The organism is Polyangium jinanense, assembly GCF_028435265.1.
Lineage (GTDB): Bacteria > Myxococcota_A > Polyangia > Polyangiales > Polyangiaceae > Polyangium > Polyangium jinanense.
In genome coordinates this window covers 125,474-141,990 of the sequence record NZ_JAGTJK010000025.1, presented here as the reverse complement: position 1 = coordinate 141,990, position 16,517 = coordinate 125,474, and the positions used below count along the sequence as shown (strand labels likewise).

Sequence of the window (16,517 nt, the reverse complement as noted above, 5' to 3'; positions counted from 1 at the left end):
CTGTCGCACTCCTTAAAGGGGGATCCGGAGCTGCACGCGATGGGGCAGCGACGGCGTTTCCTCGGTTCTCGTGATGGTGACAACGCCGGACTTCTCCAGGCGCAGCAGCGCGGGCACGAGCGTTCCGGAAACGGACATCTCGCACAAGATATCGCGCAACCGCGCGAAAGAGACGAATCCCTCGGCATCCGGCCGCATCCGCGAAAGCGCGTAATGGACCAGCCCTTCGGCGTACGCCTCGTTCCCGTGCTTGCGAAGCGCCGTCGCGTAGTTGGCGACGTAGACGGCGGCGCGCTGGTAGGCCGGGTCCGCGCGCATGATTTCGAGCAGGAGCAGCTCCCCGCGCTCGTCGTGACCAACGGCCCCGGCGGAGACCCGCGTTGCCCTCGTGGACCGCGGCGGCGGGAGCGGCGGTAGGCGGTCCGAAAGACGCGCTCTGCGGATGCGCTCGCGCCAATCGTGCGGCAAGGCGCCCGCGAAGGCACGGGCGCGGCTCCACGCGGAGGGCGGATCCACGAACGTGTCCCGCACCGGCTCGGGATGCACCGTGCTCGCGCGCACCCCGCTCCGCGGTGGAAGCGCTGGACGGTCCATGACCGTTGTTTCTGCGTCGTCGTCGATGTCACGCGCGGTATCCATGGGCCTCCAAGCGATAGGAGACGACCCCCAGGAGGGGGCGATAGGAGGATGCTCGCCCAGAGAACCACTACCCATCGCCCCCTCCTGCGAGTCGTTTCCTTGTTCGGCTTTCGTCAGTCCTCGCCGCTCGAAGACGAGGCGCTGCCACGCGCCACCCCGGGTAACCGGAAATGAGCCAATGGAGCCATGCATACGCCTTGCGCTGAATGACAGCGCCTCGGCTTCGAGCGGCGAGCGACCAACGGAGGCGTCGAGCCCTTTCGCCCTCCCCAGTGGGGCCGCGATGCTCCGGACAGCCCACGGGGAAGGGGCGGCCTACACGCGGACCCACTGGGAAGGACGAACGGTTCGCCCCTCAGACACAAACAATGCTTGCGCTCGAAGCGGGGTAACGCGGGCGGTGCCGATTTTTCGGCGGAGGGCTCGGGCCCGGTTCGGCCTCTACTTGATCAGGTAGAACGGATGCAGGCAACAGAACGTGACCGCCCTCGTCACGTCACGCACCGCGCTGCCCGTAGGCATCCCGCCGCTCGCCTCGCAGCTCCCGGGCACGTAGGCGAGGTCTGTGATCGCCTTGCCGGCGATGGCGTGGCCTACGGGAAGTATGTTGACGCACTGGTCGTAGGGGGACTGGAGACCGCTCTGCTCGGATTGCGAGGAGCATGCGGCGTCGTCGTACAGCCGTATCGACGCCGTGCATTCACCTCCCGAGGGCTGGCCGCATTCGCACTTGGCGCACCCGCGACTGTCGACGAGCCCGTCCTCCGGAAACATCTCATAACGCGCGTAAAGGTAATTGTCTGGACAGGGAACGTCCACGCCTTCACGAACGATGCACTGGAGCCACCCCGGTCCGGGATCGCTCACACAATACTCGGTCCCCCCGTCCGAATAGCACGCATCGTCATTCGTGTTGGCCATGCATGCCAGCCCGGCGAGCTTCCACGCCGTTTTCTTCGTGAAACTGGACGTCTCGCTCGTGGGGGAGCAGGACTCGCTCGTCGGCCCTGGGAGCGGGGACACCCATACCGATTGGGCGCACGGCTCGCCCCCGCACTGCACACCGGCCGGAAGGGCGTTGTTGCTCGTACACGAGCCATCCCAACCGGCCGGTTCATCAAAAGGGAGGGAGACGACTCCACTTTCTCCGCACGCACCGGCGCGGATCTCCATCTTCTCGGGCAACCCAGTACACGCGCCCTTCGACGCCCCGCACTCGCACGGCTCGCACTCTGCGGCCGGCGCGTCGAGATCCGCGAAGAGGCGGAACTTCTCGCTCGAAGTGCCCGCGGGGCACTCGGTCGGAAGGGCGCCGGGCGCCGCTACGAACAACGAGATCGCCATCTCCGTCCAGTAGCCCGCGTTCCCGCTCGGCACGGGAACGCAGCGCCCCGTGCATGCGGATTGCCCCGCGTCGTCGGGACCCGCCTCTGCATCCGTCCCGGCGTCTCCCGCGTCCGTGCCGGCGTCAACGCACCATGGATCGGGAAAGTACGACTCGGGATCGCATTCACCCGGCGCGAAAGACGGGGCCGCCGTGCATGAGGCAGCAGCGATCCCGAAGCTGAAAACGAGCGAAAAAAGAAGGGCCGCGCGCATATTCAAAACTCCCATCCTCCGCCAATCTGCACGCCGAGCATCACTGGCGGTTGGTCGGAGAGAACCCTTGGACCGACAGCCACCTTCACGCCGCTCGACAGGCCGAGGACATCGGCCGCCGCGTGGAGCGCGAAGGACTCGGTAACTCGAACCTTCACACCGGCCCGTCCACCGAAGCCGGGTTTGACAAACGTATAACTTGCGGGCTTGTAGCCTGCGATGTGAACTCGACGTTGATCACCCCGAGATGCCCGAGCGCACAGCCGAAGAACCACTTGTAGTGGCCGCACACGCTCGCGATCCCACCCGCCGTCATCGCGTTGATGTGGCCGCCCTCGATGCCCGACGTGAGCCACGCGGCGCGGGCCTCGAGCCCGAGGGACACGTAGTAGTCGTTTGGCCTCAAACTTCCGGCGATCATCGCGCCCACCGCAGGCATCCATGACGCGACGCCGAACACGACGATCGGTCCACCGCTCACGGAGCCGCACAGACCCACCTTTTTCTGCTCGCCCACCACGCCCCCGACGATTGGCTCCCGCGGCGGCGGCTCATCCTCCGGCGGCTCGTCGAGCGACGACGACAAGTCGGGCCTCCGCGGGCTCTCGCGCCGCAGCTTCAACGGAGGCGGGAGGGGTTCGGGTAACGCGCGCAACGTCAGCGTGACGCGCATCTCCTGCCCCTTCCGCGCCGTGAACGTCTCCACGGCGTCCTCGTAGCCATCGAGACGCGCCCGCAGTTCGTGCTCGCCGGGCGCGACGAACATGGACAAGGCCGAGAACCCCTCGCGATTCCTCGGCTCCCCGTCGAGCGTCAACTTTGTCCCCGCGTGCGAGATCGTGACGTCAACCCAGGTCATCTCCGCGCGTGCCGCGTCGTACGCCTTCAAGAAGCCCTGACGTTCCTCTGCCGTCGCGTTCGTCGCACGTTGGATCGCGTCGAGCAGCAGATCCGCGGCATCTACGGGCTTCCCGAGCTGCACGAGGATGACGCCGAGGCGGCCGGCGATCAGCGGATCGTGGCGCACGTCGAGCGCGGCGGCGTACGCCCTCGCGGCCGCCGTCGCTCGTCCCGCGGCGCGCGCACGATCCCCGTCGATCACGTACGAGGTGAAGCGCGCCTTCTTCGCCGCGTCTTCAAGCGCATCCGGCGGTACGGGTGACGCGTCGCGAGGTTCGTCGGCGAGCGCGGGAGTCGTTAGGCCGAGAAGGACGACGAGCGCGACACCTAGGGATCGCATGCGCGGCGCACGATACCGCGGCGCCCGGTCGAAGGCGAGAGGGGTGTACGGAACGAACCTCACTACCGCGGGCGGAAATCCAAGCCCTTTCTACGGGGGAGGACGAAGGGCTCGGGGTTCGTCGCGGTGGATCCTCGCGGCGCCGTCGGCTGCACATGGCGGCTGTGTGGTGCTGGCGTGACGTGCGGCAGCGGAGGCTCGACGTGAGCGGCCGGGGCGCTGTCCCCAGGCGACGAGCTCGGGGCCGCGACCCGAACGATATCCGGGGCCGATGCAGCGATAACGCGCGCCGGGCCTGTGGCCACGGCGTGCAGTTCGGCTGGCCTGGGCGCCGGTTCGCGCGACATGAACGGGTAGAACACCACGGCCATGAGCGCAGCCCACGCGTGCCCGAATGGATACACGTAATCGAACAGCCTTTGGAGGAGCGCCCGGCGTTCGAGCGCTGCGAGCGGCACGGGCGGAACGATGACGAAGGGGTCGTTGCCCAGCCGCAAGCGCAGGTACTTCCGTGCGCGGGACAGCGCCATCTTCGCGGCGTCCTCGGAGATCCCGAGCACCCGCCCGGCCTCCTCGTGGGACCGCTCCTCGACGCCTACAAGGTAGAGCACCTCGACCTGCGAGCGCGGCATGTCTTGCAAGACTTCCGTCACCAGCTCGATGGCCTCTCGCAACTCCGCAGTCCGTTCCGGCGAAGGCTCCGGGGCCTCCGCCGTCTCGGCGTGTCCATCGTCCGGCTCGAACACCGCTTCGTAGCGCCGCGTGGCCCGGTGCGCTTCGCGGACGACGTTGCGTGTGATGACGGTGAGCCACGGCTTGGCGCCGTCAGGATGCGGCGTGTACCTCCAGAGGTTGCGCAGCGCGTTCACGAACACGCGCTGCACCCTGTCGTCCACGGGATCCCGTGTGTATGCCTGACCATCGCCTGCGAGGCGCGTGACCTCGGGACGGAGGTCAAGGATCTCGGCGACCAGCTCGGGCGGGTAGTCGGTCGGCTTCGAAGATCTTCCCATGACCAGAACAAGGCCGGACGCGCGGGAGGGTAACAGAAGATCGTCTCCGCATCCCGGGGGGCTCCTGGCAACTTTGCGATCTAAGGCACATTCAAAGCGGTTCGCGCATCCTGCCCCGCGCCGGACAATGCCCCGCCGATCGTCTCCAGGAGGCTCCCGCCGATGATTATATTGCGACTGCCGCTCACGTTCTGCGAATCGCTGCCCGCCACAACCATCGAAGAGCAGCGAGGGACGCGCCGGCAGAGGTAGGACAACCCAAGCGGGTGCTGCGGCGCGGGGCGCGCAGCATGTGTGCTCCCCGAGGGGTCTGGATCTGTCTTGTCAACCAGGACGGACCATGCGATACACGCTCTTATATGGGTGTCGGGGGTGTCGCGAACTTCCGGTTGAGCCTTCACAGGGGACGGCGTAAGACCCCGACCTCATCGATAGATCATCGTGGTTCGCACGTCGCTGTGCCCAAGCAAAGTCTGAATGGTACGAATGTCGGTGCCGGCTTCCAGCAGGTGCGTGGCGAAGCTGTGGCGCAGCGTGTGGCAAGTAACGCGCTTGTCGATCTTCGCGAGGCATGCCGCCCGCTGGAGCGCGTACGCACTGGCACGAATTTTGCTGCAACGGTTGCGATAAGCTGGCGGCTGCCGAATCCCCGAAAGAGGCGGGTTATGCCGCCGCTGCATATCCTGCCGGGCTGCGTGGTTACGCCGCAGCGGGCTAACCAGCGCGAGGGGTGGTTATGCGGCGGCGGGCTAATTACACAGTTGGGCGGACGGCGTCTGGCCGAAGATGCCCACCCAGAGAACCAACAGCGGCGCGCTGGGGAGCGTGCGCGGTCGAACCCCCGACGCCGCAAGAGGGGCTTGACACGACGGACTAGCATTTCCTTTCGCCCACATCGAACGAAGCCCATCGGACTCCGCACATGCCGACACCAAAAGAACTAAAGACGAGGCTCGACGCCCTGATCGCCAACGGGCTCCACTTCATCGAGAAGTCGGCAACCGAGCTTGAGAAGGAGCCCGAGTTCTCGGTCTCTCACTTTGCAACCGGCATCGAGTTGCTGCTGAAGGCGCGCCTCTTCGCCGAGCACTGGACGCTGGTGGCCAGCCGACCTCACGCCACGCCTTGGAGCCAAATCAAGGATGGCACACTGTATAGCATTCAAGCCACTGAACTCACAGATGCAATTACAAGTGTGACCGGAACGCCTCTGAAACGGGAAGCGGTACTCCTGAAGACGGTGTTCGCACACCGCAATCAAGCTGTTCACTTCATTCCGTCCCAGAATATCACCCAGATCGTTGGGGAGCAGTTTCGCGTCTGGTACCATATTCACGAGCACCTCGTCGTAACCTGGAAGGATGTGTACGCGGCGTTTGCGGCCCGCATCGCGACCGTGGACGCGACCCTTCGCCAACACAAGAAGTGCCTCGAAGTCCGCTTCGAGGAGTTGACCAAAGAGGGCATCTTCAAGAAACCCGCCAACGAGGACAACCTCACGCGGTGCCCCGTATGCGAGATGAAGTCGGGGATCCTCGAAGAAGGTGAGTCATATGTTACGACTCTCGACTGCCCAGTCTGCGATGCCAACATGGAGGTGGCGAACTTCGGCTGCGGAAACTGGCATCCTTTCGCGGACGGCTTCGTCGGTGTTGTTGCGTGTGAGTGCGGCGAGACACACACACCTTCTGACCTTGCACGGCTTATGGACGACCAAGCGCCGATGTCGCCCAAGACGCGATCTATTGTCGGTGATACGCGTTACTCTTGTGGCGAGTGCCTGGAGATGCGCGTTGTGGTTGCGAGAGGGCAAGGATACCGGTGCTTTGCCTGTGGCATGGAGTTTGATGACTCGGCGCTCCAACACTGCGGGTGGTGCGATGAAGGGTGGGTCGGTTACGACTGTTCGGAGACCGAGTCGAGCGGGTGCGAGCACTGTGACGGCGGGCTCAGCCACGCTATGAGCAAGGATGATTGACGTCGGACCGCAGTCTCCGCAACCGGGCCGCCCAACCCACGGCTGCACGCCGACGAGCGACTCCGTGGCGCCTCCGGCGCCCCTCCGTCGCTCGCGGGTGAGCCGAGCGTTGGGCGGGCATTCAGATCGGTGCCGCGAGGGCACCTCGGAGAACGTACGGTATGGAAAATTACGGCTGGCGTGACGCCGCAATCAAGGTGCTCGAGGGCAGTGCGGAGCCCATGCATTATGCCGACATTGCAGAAGCGATCGCGGAGCAGCGCCTTCGATCTGAGTTCGGCGCGACTCCGGCGATCGCGGTTAACGTTGCAATCGGGCAGTCGCTGAAGAATGATGGCGAGAACGCCCCATTTATTCGTGTCGCCCGTGGAGTGTACGCCCTTCGGCATGCTTCACCCCCTCCTGCGTCTGGCCCCTCTCAGCACGGTCCAAATGAGGCAGCAGAAAGCGAGACAGATGACGATACGGGTTTGATAAATGCGTTCGGCATGTACTGGGCGCGTGCGAACGTCCTCTGGGGAGCAAGCCCGAAGATCCTCGGCCAACAGCAACCTGAAAGTGCGCCTGTCAATTTCTGTTCGCAGCGAGGCGTGTACCTGCTCCACGACGGGAGGTCGGTCGTGTACGTTGGCCGAACGACCGATCAACCCCTTGGCGTTCGACTCCGGCAACACACGGCAGACCGATTGAATGGTCGCTGGGACCGTTTCTCGTGGTTCGGTATCTCGTCCGTCGACGAAGACGGTCAGCTTATTCCGCCGGCGTCTTCAACGTTCAACCTCGACATGTTGATTGTGACAATGGAAGCATTGCTCATCGAGGGACTCGAGCCCCCGCAGAATCGGAAGCGAGGCGACGACTTCCGGGCGATTGAGTACCTTCAAGTGGAGGACCCCGACATCCGGAAGAAGAACATTATCGCCCTAATCGACGAGCTCAAAACGAAGCTGTGACGGTGCTGCCCAACAAGCGCTTGCTGCCGGCCGCTCTTAGCGCAGCGGCAGAAACTGGCGTCCGGCAGTGGGGACAGCCCTTCGTTACCTTCCAGCCTGTTTCCTGCAATCAGCGACGTACGAGATCGTAATGAAGCTCATTTTTCATGACCGGATCGGCCGGGGTGCCGCTGGAGAGGTGTGGAGCGCCGAGGATCAGCTTGACCGCCGCGTGGCGGTGAAGTTCTTCAACAGCACAACGCCAAGCCGCATGGAACAAGACGCCATTGTGCATGCGAAGGCGCTCGCGCGCGTTCGCCACCCTGCCGTCGTCGTCGTGCACAGCGTAGAGGATCAACCTCACCCGGAATCTAAAGAGCTTCGACGCGCGATCATCATGGAGTACGTGGATGGTCCGCCGCTATCGCAACTCTCGGCAACTTTATCGCTTCAAATTGTATTGTTGCTTATGAGGCAGGTTGCCGAAGCGCTTGAAGCGATCCATCGAACAGGCATTGTTCACGGTGACCTACATGATGGGAATGTTCTAATCGCTGGAGAGCGGGCTACGGTCGTCGATATACTCTACACTCACAGCCTCGCGGAAGTGGGCTCGAAAACGGCCGCTCGAACGCGCGATGAGGATCTACGCGACCTCGCCAAGGTCTTGAGACTATTCGCCACCCGTGTCGATGGCGTTGAACAGCGCCTGCTCGAGGAAGCGTATTTTCGAGCCTGCTCCGGACGGACGGCTCTCGATGTGTTCACGGCATTCCAGAGTGTATTGCAAGCGACCGCCATCACACCTGTTCCTGAGCAGCACCGCGCCGAACCTGAACCAAGCAGCGCAGCAAAGCAGAGAAGCGACTCACCGCGTCTGAGCCCGCTGTCAAATGCTACCCTAGAAGCACCCATCGACAAGCCTGGTAGCGCTGCAACCACGGGCGTTCCAGGGCAGAAGATCCTCACCCAGCGCCAGCTTGATGCCGCGGAGCGTCTCTGGAATGGTGTCATCGCTCTTCGCGATGCCGTACCAAGCGTGCTGACCTTGGCGGACGTTCTTCTTGAGCATGAGTACCAAGGCGGCCTGAGCAATGACAACGCTAAAGCGCTCATCCGCAATGTCTCTGAGGACAACGTTCAGAAGATGTTCTTGGAAAGTACAGATATCGAGCGGATGCGCCCATTCTTGAGCGAGCCACTGTGGCAGGCGTTCTTCGCTTATCGTGCCTTCGTAGGACGACTCTCGCTGCTACTGATCGGCAGGGTTGGTCGAGGTGGTCCGTGGTATCAAGATGAGCCTACCCTTGCACTGCTTCGGAAAGCAATAACGCCCGAAAAGGTGTCCGATTTGCTTAAACTCCCGCTTGGAAGACTAACCGCCGCGAGAGAGAGCTTCGAGAGCGCCGTCCTCCAACAACTTCAACCAATTCTGGCTCCTTCCGGTCAGCATGAGCGCCCGTAGCCTCCGCCACGCGAGATTGCGACTGAAGACTTCTGGGACTGAGTAAATGACAGGTGGAGGGTACTCGTCATGAGCAACCGGCTGAACCTCTTTGAAAGCATGTACGACGACCAAGGTCAGCCGGCGCCGTTTACACGTGCGGAACTCGAACCCCTTGAGGATCTCTGGGAGCAGCGGGCGGCACTGTTCTTCACGCCGACTTCCGAGATTCCGGAACGATTTGTGGGCAGCGGCGAACTTCAAGTAAGTCTGCCCATCGTTACGCCGTCCTACGGTGAATTCGAGCAGATTCCCGGCTATAGGAATACGAGGATGTGGGTCGACTTGTTGCAGCGAGCTACCGGCAAGATTCGATGGCGACCGATGGATCCGGTTACCATTGTCGTCGTGCGAAAAGATGTATGCTCTCCCGGAAGATATGCGACCACCGGCGCAAAGGCCCTCACCGATGCGTATAAGGTATCGTCGACGGGACGTCGGGATGGACATCGCGTGCACTATTTCGGCGCCATTGTTGACGACACTCCATGCAACATTGGATCAGTTTCTTTCACGTGTGTACAGGTGCAGTCGCGAGCGGAAGTGGGAGTCGACATCAAGATCAAGACCTGGGAGCCGCAAGACGGCACGGAGTGTAGAGAAGTCCTACCCAATGGGAGCGTCAGCACGAGCAGATGATGCCAGTTGGGCGGACAAGGATATATCACGGTGGTAGCGTTTACTTCGTGGACTGCGCAAGCCTCCGCTACGCGGCGCGGCTGAAGCACGGCCGAACGGGCGACAGGGGGACGGACCCACCGGACGGAACAATGTGTCGCTTCATGCTTCACGATGCTTAGTGGGCCGCGCTGCGCGCGACCTGGGTCACGGTTGCACCCGACGGTAGAGGTCGTCGTATGACGGAAGGTGCCAAGAAGCCGCGTCATCCCGTTCCTCTCATTGCAGCGGCGGCTCTGTTGGTTCCTGTCTTCGGTGCTGGCATCTTCGCTGGCAGGTCGATACCGGAACGAAGCCCATCGGCCGCCGCAGAGAAGCCAGCAGGACCGACAGCGGATCGCGCAACACAGGCAGAGCTTTCGGCGTGTCAGAAGAAACTGGCGGCATGGTCGCAAGGAGGAGCGACCCCCTCGGACGCCGCGGCTCCACCCGGGGACGCGAACCGAGATGCGGGCGAAAGGCCAGCCACCATCGAGGCGCTGGAAGGGGAGCTGAAGCAATGCAAGAGGCGCGGACTCTTGACCAGCGCGGAGGTCTGCGTCGCCGCGGCCCGTCAGTTCCACGCGCTCCTGGCCTTGCCCAAGGATGGCTTGATGTGCGGGCCCAAGTCGCGGGCTGCGGATCTCGTCGAGGAAAACTTCGATCGCTGCGCCGTGTTCGCAGACGTTCCACCCGACTATCGCGCGGACGAGCTCACGAAGGAGCAATCGAGCCTCGTCGCGGAGGCGATCCGGATCCATCGGACGCTCACGGAGGACGAGCTGCTCCGCCGCCTGAAAGAGTTCGTCTTCACGTGCACCGAGACGCCCCCCAAGTACCCGCCGGGGGTGGATGGGTCGAAGCAGCGCAAGCGCGAGGAGGTGCCCCTATGAGCGAGCAGCCCGAGCGTGCTGGCCTCGTCGTTCGGCTCCTCGTCGCGCTGACCGTGGTCGGCCTCGTGTTCGGCGGCGGCGTGCTGGTCGGCTGGGCGACCCGGGAGCGAAGGCCGCCGGCACGGTCGAAGAGCGCGGAGCCTGTCTCCGCGGAGGAGGTGAAGAAAGGGATCGCGGCGTGTCGAAAGGAATTGCGACAGCTCGCGAAGGAGCAGATCGCCCCGCCCGTCATCGTGGCGCAAGACGCCGCGCCGGAGGAGGCCGCCAAGGTCGAGGCTCTACGGCGAGAGGTCCAGGAATGTAGGGTGCGAGAGACGGTGCAGAATGGGTACGTTTGCGGTACCATCGATGGCCATATCAACTTGCATAACGTCGTGATGACCAGCTCGTCGTGCGTGGAGGAGGCAGGGCTTCCAGAGTACCTGCTCAACAGCGTCGAGAAGTGCGCCGAGTTCCATGAATTCCCCGCGCATCTGGACGAGGACGAGCTGACGCAAAGTGAAAAGAACCGCATTTGGTGGTCAAAGTTCACCTACAACGGTCGGACAAAGCAAAATGTGACTGGATGGGTGGAAGCAACTCGCCGCGCTTGCCGTAAAGAATGGGCGCTGCCCCCTGAATGAGCGGTTGCAGTCACAAGGTCATCTCCCAGGCGGTCTGGGTCGACGGAGCGGATTCGGGGGGGGAACGCACCAGGTCGACGGAGGGCGAGGGCGTCTGCGCTCCATGCGCGCGGTCGCGCGTGTTCTCGTCGACCTTGTCGACCACGAGCGTCAAGGCGCCCCAGAGTCGCCACTGAAGAGGTACCGGTCCAGAAGAGAACGTGACGGGGGAGCGGAGCTCGAAGCCGATCGCCATTTTGTACCTCCCCAGCGCCAGATTGCTGCCCCGGAAGGCGAGCGAGGGGACGACATCGACGAAGGCATTGCTGCCGCCGACCATGAGGCCCAGATTGGCTTGCGCGTGCTTCTGGTAAAGAGCGTATACCCGTACACCGCCGAGATACGCGATCGACAGGGGGACGTCTCGGTATTGCGGCATGATGGCCGCGGACGCCGCCCCCGTGAGCTGGATCAACGGCAGCGGCGTCTCCCAGAGATTGAGGTGGCCGGCCGTGGCGGGCGCGCCGGTGACGACGCCGCTCACGGGCTCGCCCGCCCTCTGCGAGCCCTGCCCGCGGGCGGCCATTTGCAGGAGCCACCCGCCGCGCCGGTTGTCGAAGAGAGGGACACCCACGCTGATGCTGGCCTCTCCAACCCCAGGCGGGAGCACGGGTGTCCCACTGGCACAGGGAGAGTACCGCGTCTGCCTGTACGAAAAACGGGTCGTGGCGAGGACCGGAATCCCCGCCACGCGCTCTCGCACCTGGACCTGCCCGCCGCCCCAGTACCCGTGAAAGGACTCGGGGGGCGCGCAGGGGCCCTCCTGGGCGAACACCTCCGCGGGGCAGATGACGGTGGAAACCATGCCGGAGATCGCGAGGAGGCGCACGAGCAGGATCAGCCCACGCCCCTCACTCCTGGAGGATGATCTCCACATCGACCATGGGGTGCGCCGCATACTGTCCCTGCTTTGGGCAGACCAAGAAGCTCAGCCCCGCATACACGATCTGGCCATCGGCGCTGAATTCCTTGACCACGTCTGGTGGATTGACGACATGGCAATACCCCGATTCCAAGTACTTGAAGTCGTCCGCGCAGTAATTCTGCTTCTCCACCATGAGATCAACGTATTCCGAGTAGACAGAATTTCTCTGTTTGAGTTCGTCGCACTTGGGTCCCAACACGACCCCTCCGTGGAGGATCGGTTTCTCGGAGTAGTTCCACCCGTCGCAGCATTCGAACAAGCACTCCACGGGGACGCAGTTGTCATCGAACCAGGGCCCGACGCTGGGCTGTGCTGCCTCATCAGGCACGTCGCCGAACGTACATCCCCCCAGCACGAGCGCCGCCACGGCAGCGGTCGTGACCAGGACTGCTCGTCGAAGCGCTGCCCGAACGATCCGGGCAACCATGCAGTTCAGGCCAGTCATGCAGGAAACCTATCAGGGGCGGTTTCTCACTTGCAAGGCAGCCATGGCGTCCTCGAGCGGTCGGCTCAGGATTGCGTGAGCCGACTCGTCGAAGGACAGGGCCGGCCGAGATAAGGCTTGACATTCCCTCCGCAATCGACGGTCGCGTGCCCCCGCGGCGGTGTGCGCGTGCCCGCGTTCTTCCTGACGATCCGTTCTGCAACAACCCTCGACGCGAGCGCAAGATCGATCTCCGCAATCGGACGTATAATGTCCGAACGCAATGGGGGCGGAATACTCTGCCGGACCGGATGCGTCCCGCGGCCAAATTGACTGCAAGGGAGCTTCGAAGAATAGACTCCGCCCTATCGCGTTCGGCATGTACACGAATGAACTCGCCGCCCTTCTTATCCTCGAAGAGGATCTCGTTATATCCGTTCCCGCCTGGCGACGATGCCGTCCGCCAAGCCTCCTTTGGCGCCCTCGATCGACTACAGATGTGACCTGCTGCACACGCACTTGCCGCGTGCGCTCCTCCCGCACGAACGAGTCCGGAGCCGGGCGGCTCGAGCCACTCAGCACCAGTGAAAAACCCGGCGCCTTCCGGCGCGCGAGAACGTTGCGCATCAATCGGCATAAAGCCAAAATCGCTCGATTTCGCCGCCTCTGAAGACAATGTTACAAGAGTGAGATGCGAAGAGCGCCCCGAAAGATGGTGCGAGGCGAAGCTCCTCGCAAACGTCGATGGCGCCATGTCGGCCACTCTCCACGGTGCCATTGATAGGTCGTTGGTGACAGATGATGTGAATCGTGCTTTCTCGGCCCGGCGAACCAGAAGACCCGGGCTCTGGCGACGTGGGATGCACTTGCCATGCGAAGCCAAGTAGCTCGGCCTGCTGCTGGACCGCGCTGATTGGCATCCGAGGGTGCAAGTGTGCGGAAAGGCGTTCTGCCGCCGAGAGCCCAGGGGGATTTACGGTGAACGCATAGGCGAGACAGCCTACAATGGTGGCGACCAGAGTCCCCAGCACGAGCAGGCGTCGGGACGTGCGGCTTACAGATGGCCGCGTCGACATGAGGAAGCGCATAGCACAGCTCGGGCCAAGCGGCTACTGCAAGGGCGCTCCCGAGTCGGGGTGCAGGAGCCCTTCGGCGACGCATCGCCCCTGGTTCCGACGCGCGAGCCGCGCTGATCGAGCATTGGACCCGTGAGTTCAGGTCCTACCGGGAGCGCATCGTGCAGGTCTCGCCACGGGGGCGAGATACTACCAACCCCCGGCAAACCGTCCAGCCGGCAAAACCCCGAGAGACTTGCCAGCGTGCGGGCTGGAGAGCCGACGCCCCCCGGGGGTGCAGCGCATCGGAAAACGCCGGCTACCGGGAGCGGCCGAAAGATCGACCGGTATCGAGCAGCAACTTTCCGGGAGCCGGGGACGGCCTCCAAAACGACGCTCCCCCCCGAAGCGCCGCCGTCCGTCATCACGATACGCGCAGGCGCGAGATAATGCCAAGCGTAATTACGGCGGCCACTTACGATTGGCGCCTCCCATTCCTTCCGTCCGGCTTATCACCCGCGAGGCGGCGCCTTTGCGTCCACAACTCGCGGCGGCGACCGGCCTCGGGGCAAAGGCTCGTGGACTGTCGAGCGCAATGTGTACGACACGCCGATTGCGGCAACGCGCGTCGAGGTCGTCATCACCCCCGGAACAGGCAGCGCGCCGGAGACAGGGCCCGAGGTCGCCACGGTGATCAACGTCGGCATGGTGACCGGAAGGGCCACGAGATGCGCGGGAGCCGCTGGCGCCACCGAAGCCACGGGCGATACGGGCTCACGTCGCAAGGGCGCGGCAACGGCGGGAGGCGGCGGCGGAACCGGCGGCGTTGGGTCTCGTTCGACACCCGACCTGGCCGCGGTGCTCCGCCACGGCCGTGCCGCCAACGGCATCCGTCGCGCGCACCTGGGACACGCGCGAGCAACGCGGGCCGTTGCCGCTTGCGCGGGAACGGGCGGCTCGGCCCCTGCGGGCGTGGGGACCGGCAGCTCGTCGCGAGAGGGTACATCGGCGCGCGCCTCTGCCGCTGGCCCGGGAACGGGCGGCTCGGGGACGCGTGCCGGCGCGGTGCCGGGGGCCGTTGCCGCGGGCGCGTGGACGGGCGGTTCGGGGGCCCGCGGCGCTTTTGCCGTGGGGACCGCGGGGACGGGCGCGGGGACCATCGCCGCGGGCAGCGACGGTGCCGCGGGCGGCGACGGTGCCGCGGGCGGCGACGGTGCCGCGGGCGGCGACGGTGCCGCGGGCTTGGGTCGAGACTCGATCAGCATGCCACCGGCGGCAGCCGCCAAAAGCTCGCCGTACGCCTCGTTTGCTGGCGAATAGGCGAACGTTGTCACGTCGATGCGCTTGGCACGGCCGCGCGCGACGATGGCGTCAGCCACCGCCCGAACCTTCGGATGCGACAGCACGCGCTGGCACCTCTCGATCCGACCGCCGAACCCGCGGTTGATGTTCTCCCATTCCGACGGAGTGAGCCCCCGATCTGCCTTCTTCACCGCAAGGGCCGTGTAGACCACGACTTCCGCGCGGAGCGGTATCGGGGGGGCGTCCTGGCACGCGGCCAGAACTTCGCCGCCGACGACCGCCACGAGTTCAGCAGGCACGTCGGATGTCGGAGACAAGGCAAACGTGGCGGCGTTCGCGCCCTTCGCGCGGGAGTACGCGACGATGGCGCCCGCAATGGCGAGCACGCTCGAATCCATGAGCACACGCTGGCACCTCGCGAACTTCTCGCCGAGCACGAGGTTCAAGTGCTGCCATTCAGCGTGCTTGAGCCCTCGGTCCGCGTGCGTCACTGCCATCAACGTGTACAACGCGAGTTCCGTATGCAGCGATATGGCAAGTGGGGGCGGCGGCGGGGGCGGCACAGGATGCGCAGCGGGCGCAGAAGCCGCAGACGCAGGACGCGCGGACGGGGCCGGCGCGGGCGTGGGCGCGGGGCACGCGGGAGCCGCAGACGCAGGACGCGCGGACGGCGCGGGCGTGGGCGCAGGGCGCGCGGGAGCCGCAGCCACGGGGCGTGCAGGCGTGGGCGTGGGCGCCGGGCGCGCAGACGGCGCCGGGGATGCCGCCTCGCGTGGGAACCGAAGCATTCCGAGCAGGGTGTCGGCGAGGATTTGGAGACGCTCGTCTTCCTCGTACGCGCCCCGGACTCCGGCAAGCCATGCCGGGTCATCCGGGTTGGACACTGGCCTCGGCACGCGCTGCTCGCAGGCTTTGAGGAACGCGCCCGCGAGCAATCGCACACGCTGATCCGCGAGCGTCTCCTGCGCCGCTCGGCGCCATGCCGCGTCCGCGAGGCTGCGCCGGATAGACTCGATCATCGATGCGGGCCCGACGTTCGGAACATCGGCAAGACCTGCCCCGAATGCCCCCAGCGCCGTCCCGAGTGCCACGAGATCCGGCGAGGATTCGCAAACGCCGATGAGCACGACCGCAGTGCAGACTGCGGAAGGCTGCACCTCTGGTGTTTGCATTGGCAAACCGGGGCGCACGGCGGCGTCGCTCATACCCATACAGAAGCTCCAGCCGACCACTATGCACATTTGGCTTCCCGCGATCCACAAAAATCAGCGGGAAACCGGCGGAGCCCGCTACGTCTGCGCTGGAATGCTTCAAGACTTGGGGACGAGTTGCTCAAAGAAAACCCGCAAAAGCCGAGCTACGTGTCCGAAATCAGGGAAGAGCCCCCTTGTTTCGTCGTATCAAGACGTGAAAAAGCCACTCAATGTAATCGGTTTTCGACGAATGTTTCGGTAGAACGCCGGGGCTCGGCACCTCCCCAGGGCTGGGTTCTGTACTTCAGTTCACTTTTTCCGACACCGCAAGCACCGTGCCCTCCGTGGACGAACCGCGAAATCGCCGCGTTTGAGCCATACCGGGCGGGTATGCCCCCTTGTTTCACAGGCTCGGGGTCCGAGAAGGGTCCACAAATCGATCCACTTTTTGCTCGGCGGAGCCGTGCCTCGGGCCCAGAAAATGTTTCACGGAGCCGGGGT

The 16,517-nt window shown here is 64.4% G+C and carries 15 protein-coding genes; 6 read left to right on the top strand and 9 right to left on the bottom strand.

All coding sequences use genetic code 11. The annotated features are described in order from the left end of the window. Positions 1-12: 12 nt before the first annotated feature. The 6 genes from KEG38_RS34110 to KEG38_RS56430 form a co-directional block, all read right to left on the bottom strand. Positions 13-639 (bottom strand): hypothetical protein, encoded by a 627-nt coding sequence (locus KEG38_RS34110; protein ID WP_272424378.1) that lies wholly within the window; start codon positions 637-639, stop codon positions 13-15. Between the two features lie 441 nt (positions 640-1,080). Continuing rightward, positions 1,081-1,458 (bottom strand): hypothetical protein, encoded by a 378-nt coding sequence (locus tag KEG38_RS34105; protein ID WP_272424377.1) that lies wholly within the window; start codon positions 1,456-1,458, stop codon positions 1,081-1,083. A gap of 782 nt (positions 1,459-2,240) precedes the next feature. Further along, positions 2,241-2,396, bottom strand: coding sequence for a hypothetical protein (locus tag KEG38_RS34100; RefSeq protein ID WP_272424376.1), 156 nt, complete (start codon positions 2,394-2,396; stop codon positions 2,241-2,243). Further along, positions 2,393-3,478, bottom strand: a complete 1,086-nt coding sequence (locus KEG38_RS34095; protein WP_272424375.1) for a PEGA domain-containing protein — start codon at positions 3,476-3,478, stop codon at positions 2,393-2,395. Before KEG38_RS34095 ends, KEG38_RS34100 begins: the two co-directional genes overlap by 4 nt. A 62-nt stretch (positions 3,479-3,540) precedes the next feature. Continuing rightward, on the bottom strand, positions 3,541-4,491 hold the full coding sequence (locus KEG38_RS34090) for an RNA polymerase sigma factor (protein ID WP_272424373.1): 951 nt from the start codon (positions 4,489-4,491) through the stop codon (positions 3,541-3,543). 425 nt (positions 4,492-4,916) lie between these two features. Further along, on the bottom strand, positions 4,917-5,171 hold the full coding sequence (locus KEG38_RS56430; RefSeq protein ID WP_272424371.1) for a tyrosine-type recombinase/integrase: 255 nt from the start codon (positions 5,169-5,171) through the stop codon (positions 4,917-4,919). Between the two features lie 242 nt (positions 5,172-5,413). Here KEG38_RS56430 and KEG38_RS34080 point away from each other — a divergent pair, with 242 nt between their 5' ends. From KEG38_RS34080 to KEG38_RS34055, 6 genes are all read left to right on the top strand, one after another. Next, a complete protein-coding gene (locus KEG38_RS34080; protein ID WP_272424369.1) occupies positions 5,414-6,469 on the top strand; it encodes a hypothetical protein in 1,056 nt (351 codons plus the stop codon). A 161-nt stretch (positions 6,470-6,630) separates the two neighbouring features. Further along, entirely contained in the window at positions 6,631-7,422 is a 792-nt protein-coding gene (locus KEG38_RS34075; protein WP_272424368.1) for an HTH domain-containing protein, read from the top strand. A gap of 130 nt (positions 7,423-7,552) precedes the next feature. After that, positions 7,553-8,866, top strand: a complete 1,314-nt coding sequence (locus KEG38_RS34070; RefSeq protein ID WP_272424367.1) for a protein kinase domain-containing protein — start codon at positions 7,553-7,555, stop codon at positions 8,864-8,866. Positions 8,867-8,935: 69 nt separating this feature from the next. Then, a complete protein-coding gene (locus KEG38_RS34065; RefSeq protein WP_272424366.1) occupies positions 8,936-9,544 on the top strand; it encodes a hypothetical protein in 609 nt (202 codons plus the stop codon). 557 nt (positions 9,545-10,101) lie between these two features. After that, entirely contained in the window at positions 10,102-10,455 is a 354-nt protein-coding gene (locus KEG38_RS34060; protein ID WP_272424365.1) for a hypothetical protein, read from the top strand. Continuing rightward, positions 10,452-11,078, top strand: a complete 627-nt coding sequence (locus KEG38_RS34055) for a hypothetical protein (RefSeq protein ID WP_272424363.1) — start codon at positions 10,452-10,454, stop codon at positions 11,076-11,078. Before KEG38_RS34060 ends, KEG38_RS34055 begins: the two co-directional genes overlap by 4 nt. Before the next feature lie 10 nt (positions 11,079-11,088). On the opposite strand, the gene KEG38_RS34050 is transcribed toward KEG38_RS34055, so the two are convergent. The 3 genes from KEG38_RS34050 to KEG38_RS56135 are packed head-to-tail and all read right to left on the bottom strand — an operon-like array spanning position 11,089 to position 13,103. Then, the gene (locus KEG38_RS34050; protein ID WP_272424362.1) at positions 11,089-11,922 is read right to left on the bottom strand and encodes a hypothetical protein; all 834 of its coding nucleotides are present in this window, start codon (positions 11,920-11,922) and stop codon (positions 11,089-11,091) included. Between the two features lie 46 nt (positions 11,923-11,968). Then, complete coding sequence (locus KEG38_RS34045) at positions 11,969-12,409, bottom strand: hypothetical protein (protein WP_372518207.1); 441 nt, start codon at positions 12,407-12,409, stop codon at positions 11,969-11,971. After that, positions 12,363-13,103, bottom strand: coding sequence for a bacteriophage T4 gp5 trimerization domain-containing protein (locus tag KEG38_RS56135; protein WP_372518209.1), 741 nt, complete (start codon positions 13,101-13,103; stop codon positions 12,363-12,365). Before KEG38_RS56135 ends, KEG38_RS34045 begins: the two co-directional genes overlap by 47 nt. Positions 13,104-16,517 lie beyond the last annotated feature (3,414 nt).

Coding starts and splice junctions, on each gene's coding strand:
- KEG38_RS34110 (WP_272424378.1), bottom strand. CDS start 639: ATGGATACCGCGCGTGACATCGACGACGACGCAGAAACAACGGTCATG.
- KEG38_RS34095 (WP_272424375.1), bottom strand. CDS start 3,478: ATGCGATCCCTAGGTGTCGCGCTCGTCGTCCTTCTCGGCCTAACGACT.
- KEG38_RS34090 (WP_272424373.1), bottom strand. CDS start 4,491: ATGGGAAGATCTTCGAAGCCGACCGACTACCCGCCCGAGCTGGTCGCC.
- KEG38_RS56430 (WP_272424371.1), bottom strand. CDS start 5,171: ATGCAGCGGCGGCATAACCCGCCTCTTTCGGGGATTCGGCAGCCGCCA.
- KEG38_RS34080 (WP_272424369.1), top strand. CDS start 5,414: ATGCCGACACCAAAAGAACTAAAGACGAGGCTCGACGCCCTGATCGCC.
- KEG38_RS34075 (WP_272424368.1), top strand. CDS start 6,631: ATGGAAAATTACGGCTGGCGTGACGCCGCAATCAAGGTGCTCGAGGGC.
- KEG38_RS34070 (WP_272424367.1), top strand. CDS start 7,553: ATGAAGCTCATTTTTCATGACCGGATCGGCCGGGGTGCCGCTGGAGAG.
- KEG38_RS34065 (WP_272424366.1), top strand. CDS start 8,936: ATGAGCAACCGGCTGAACCTCTTTGAAAGCATGTACGACGACCAAGGT.
- KEG38_RS34055 (WP_272424363.1), top strand. CDS start 10,452: ATGAGCGAGCAGCCCGAGCGTGCTGGCCTCGTCGTTCGGCTCCTCGTC.
- KEG38_RS34050 (WP_272424362.1), bottom strand. CDS start 11,922: ATGGTTTCCACCGTCATCTGCCCCGCGGAGGTGTTCGCCCAGGAGGGC.
- KEG38_RS56135 (WP_372518209.1), bottom strand. CDS start 13,103: ATGCCGATTGATGCGCAACGTTCTCGCGCGCCGGAAGGCGCCGGGTTT.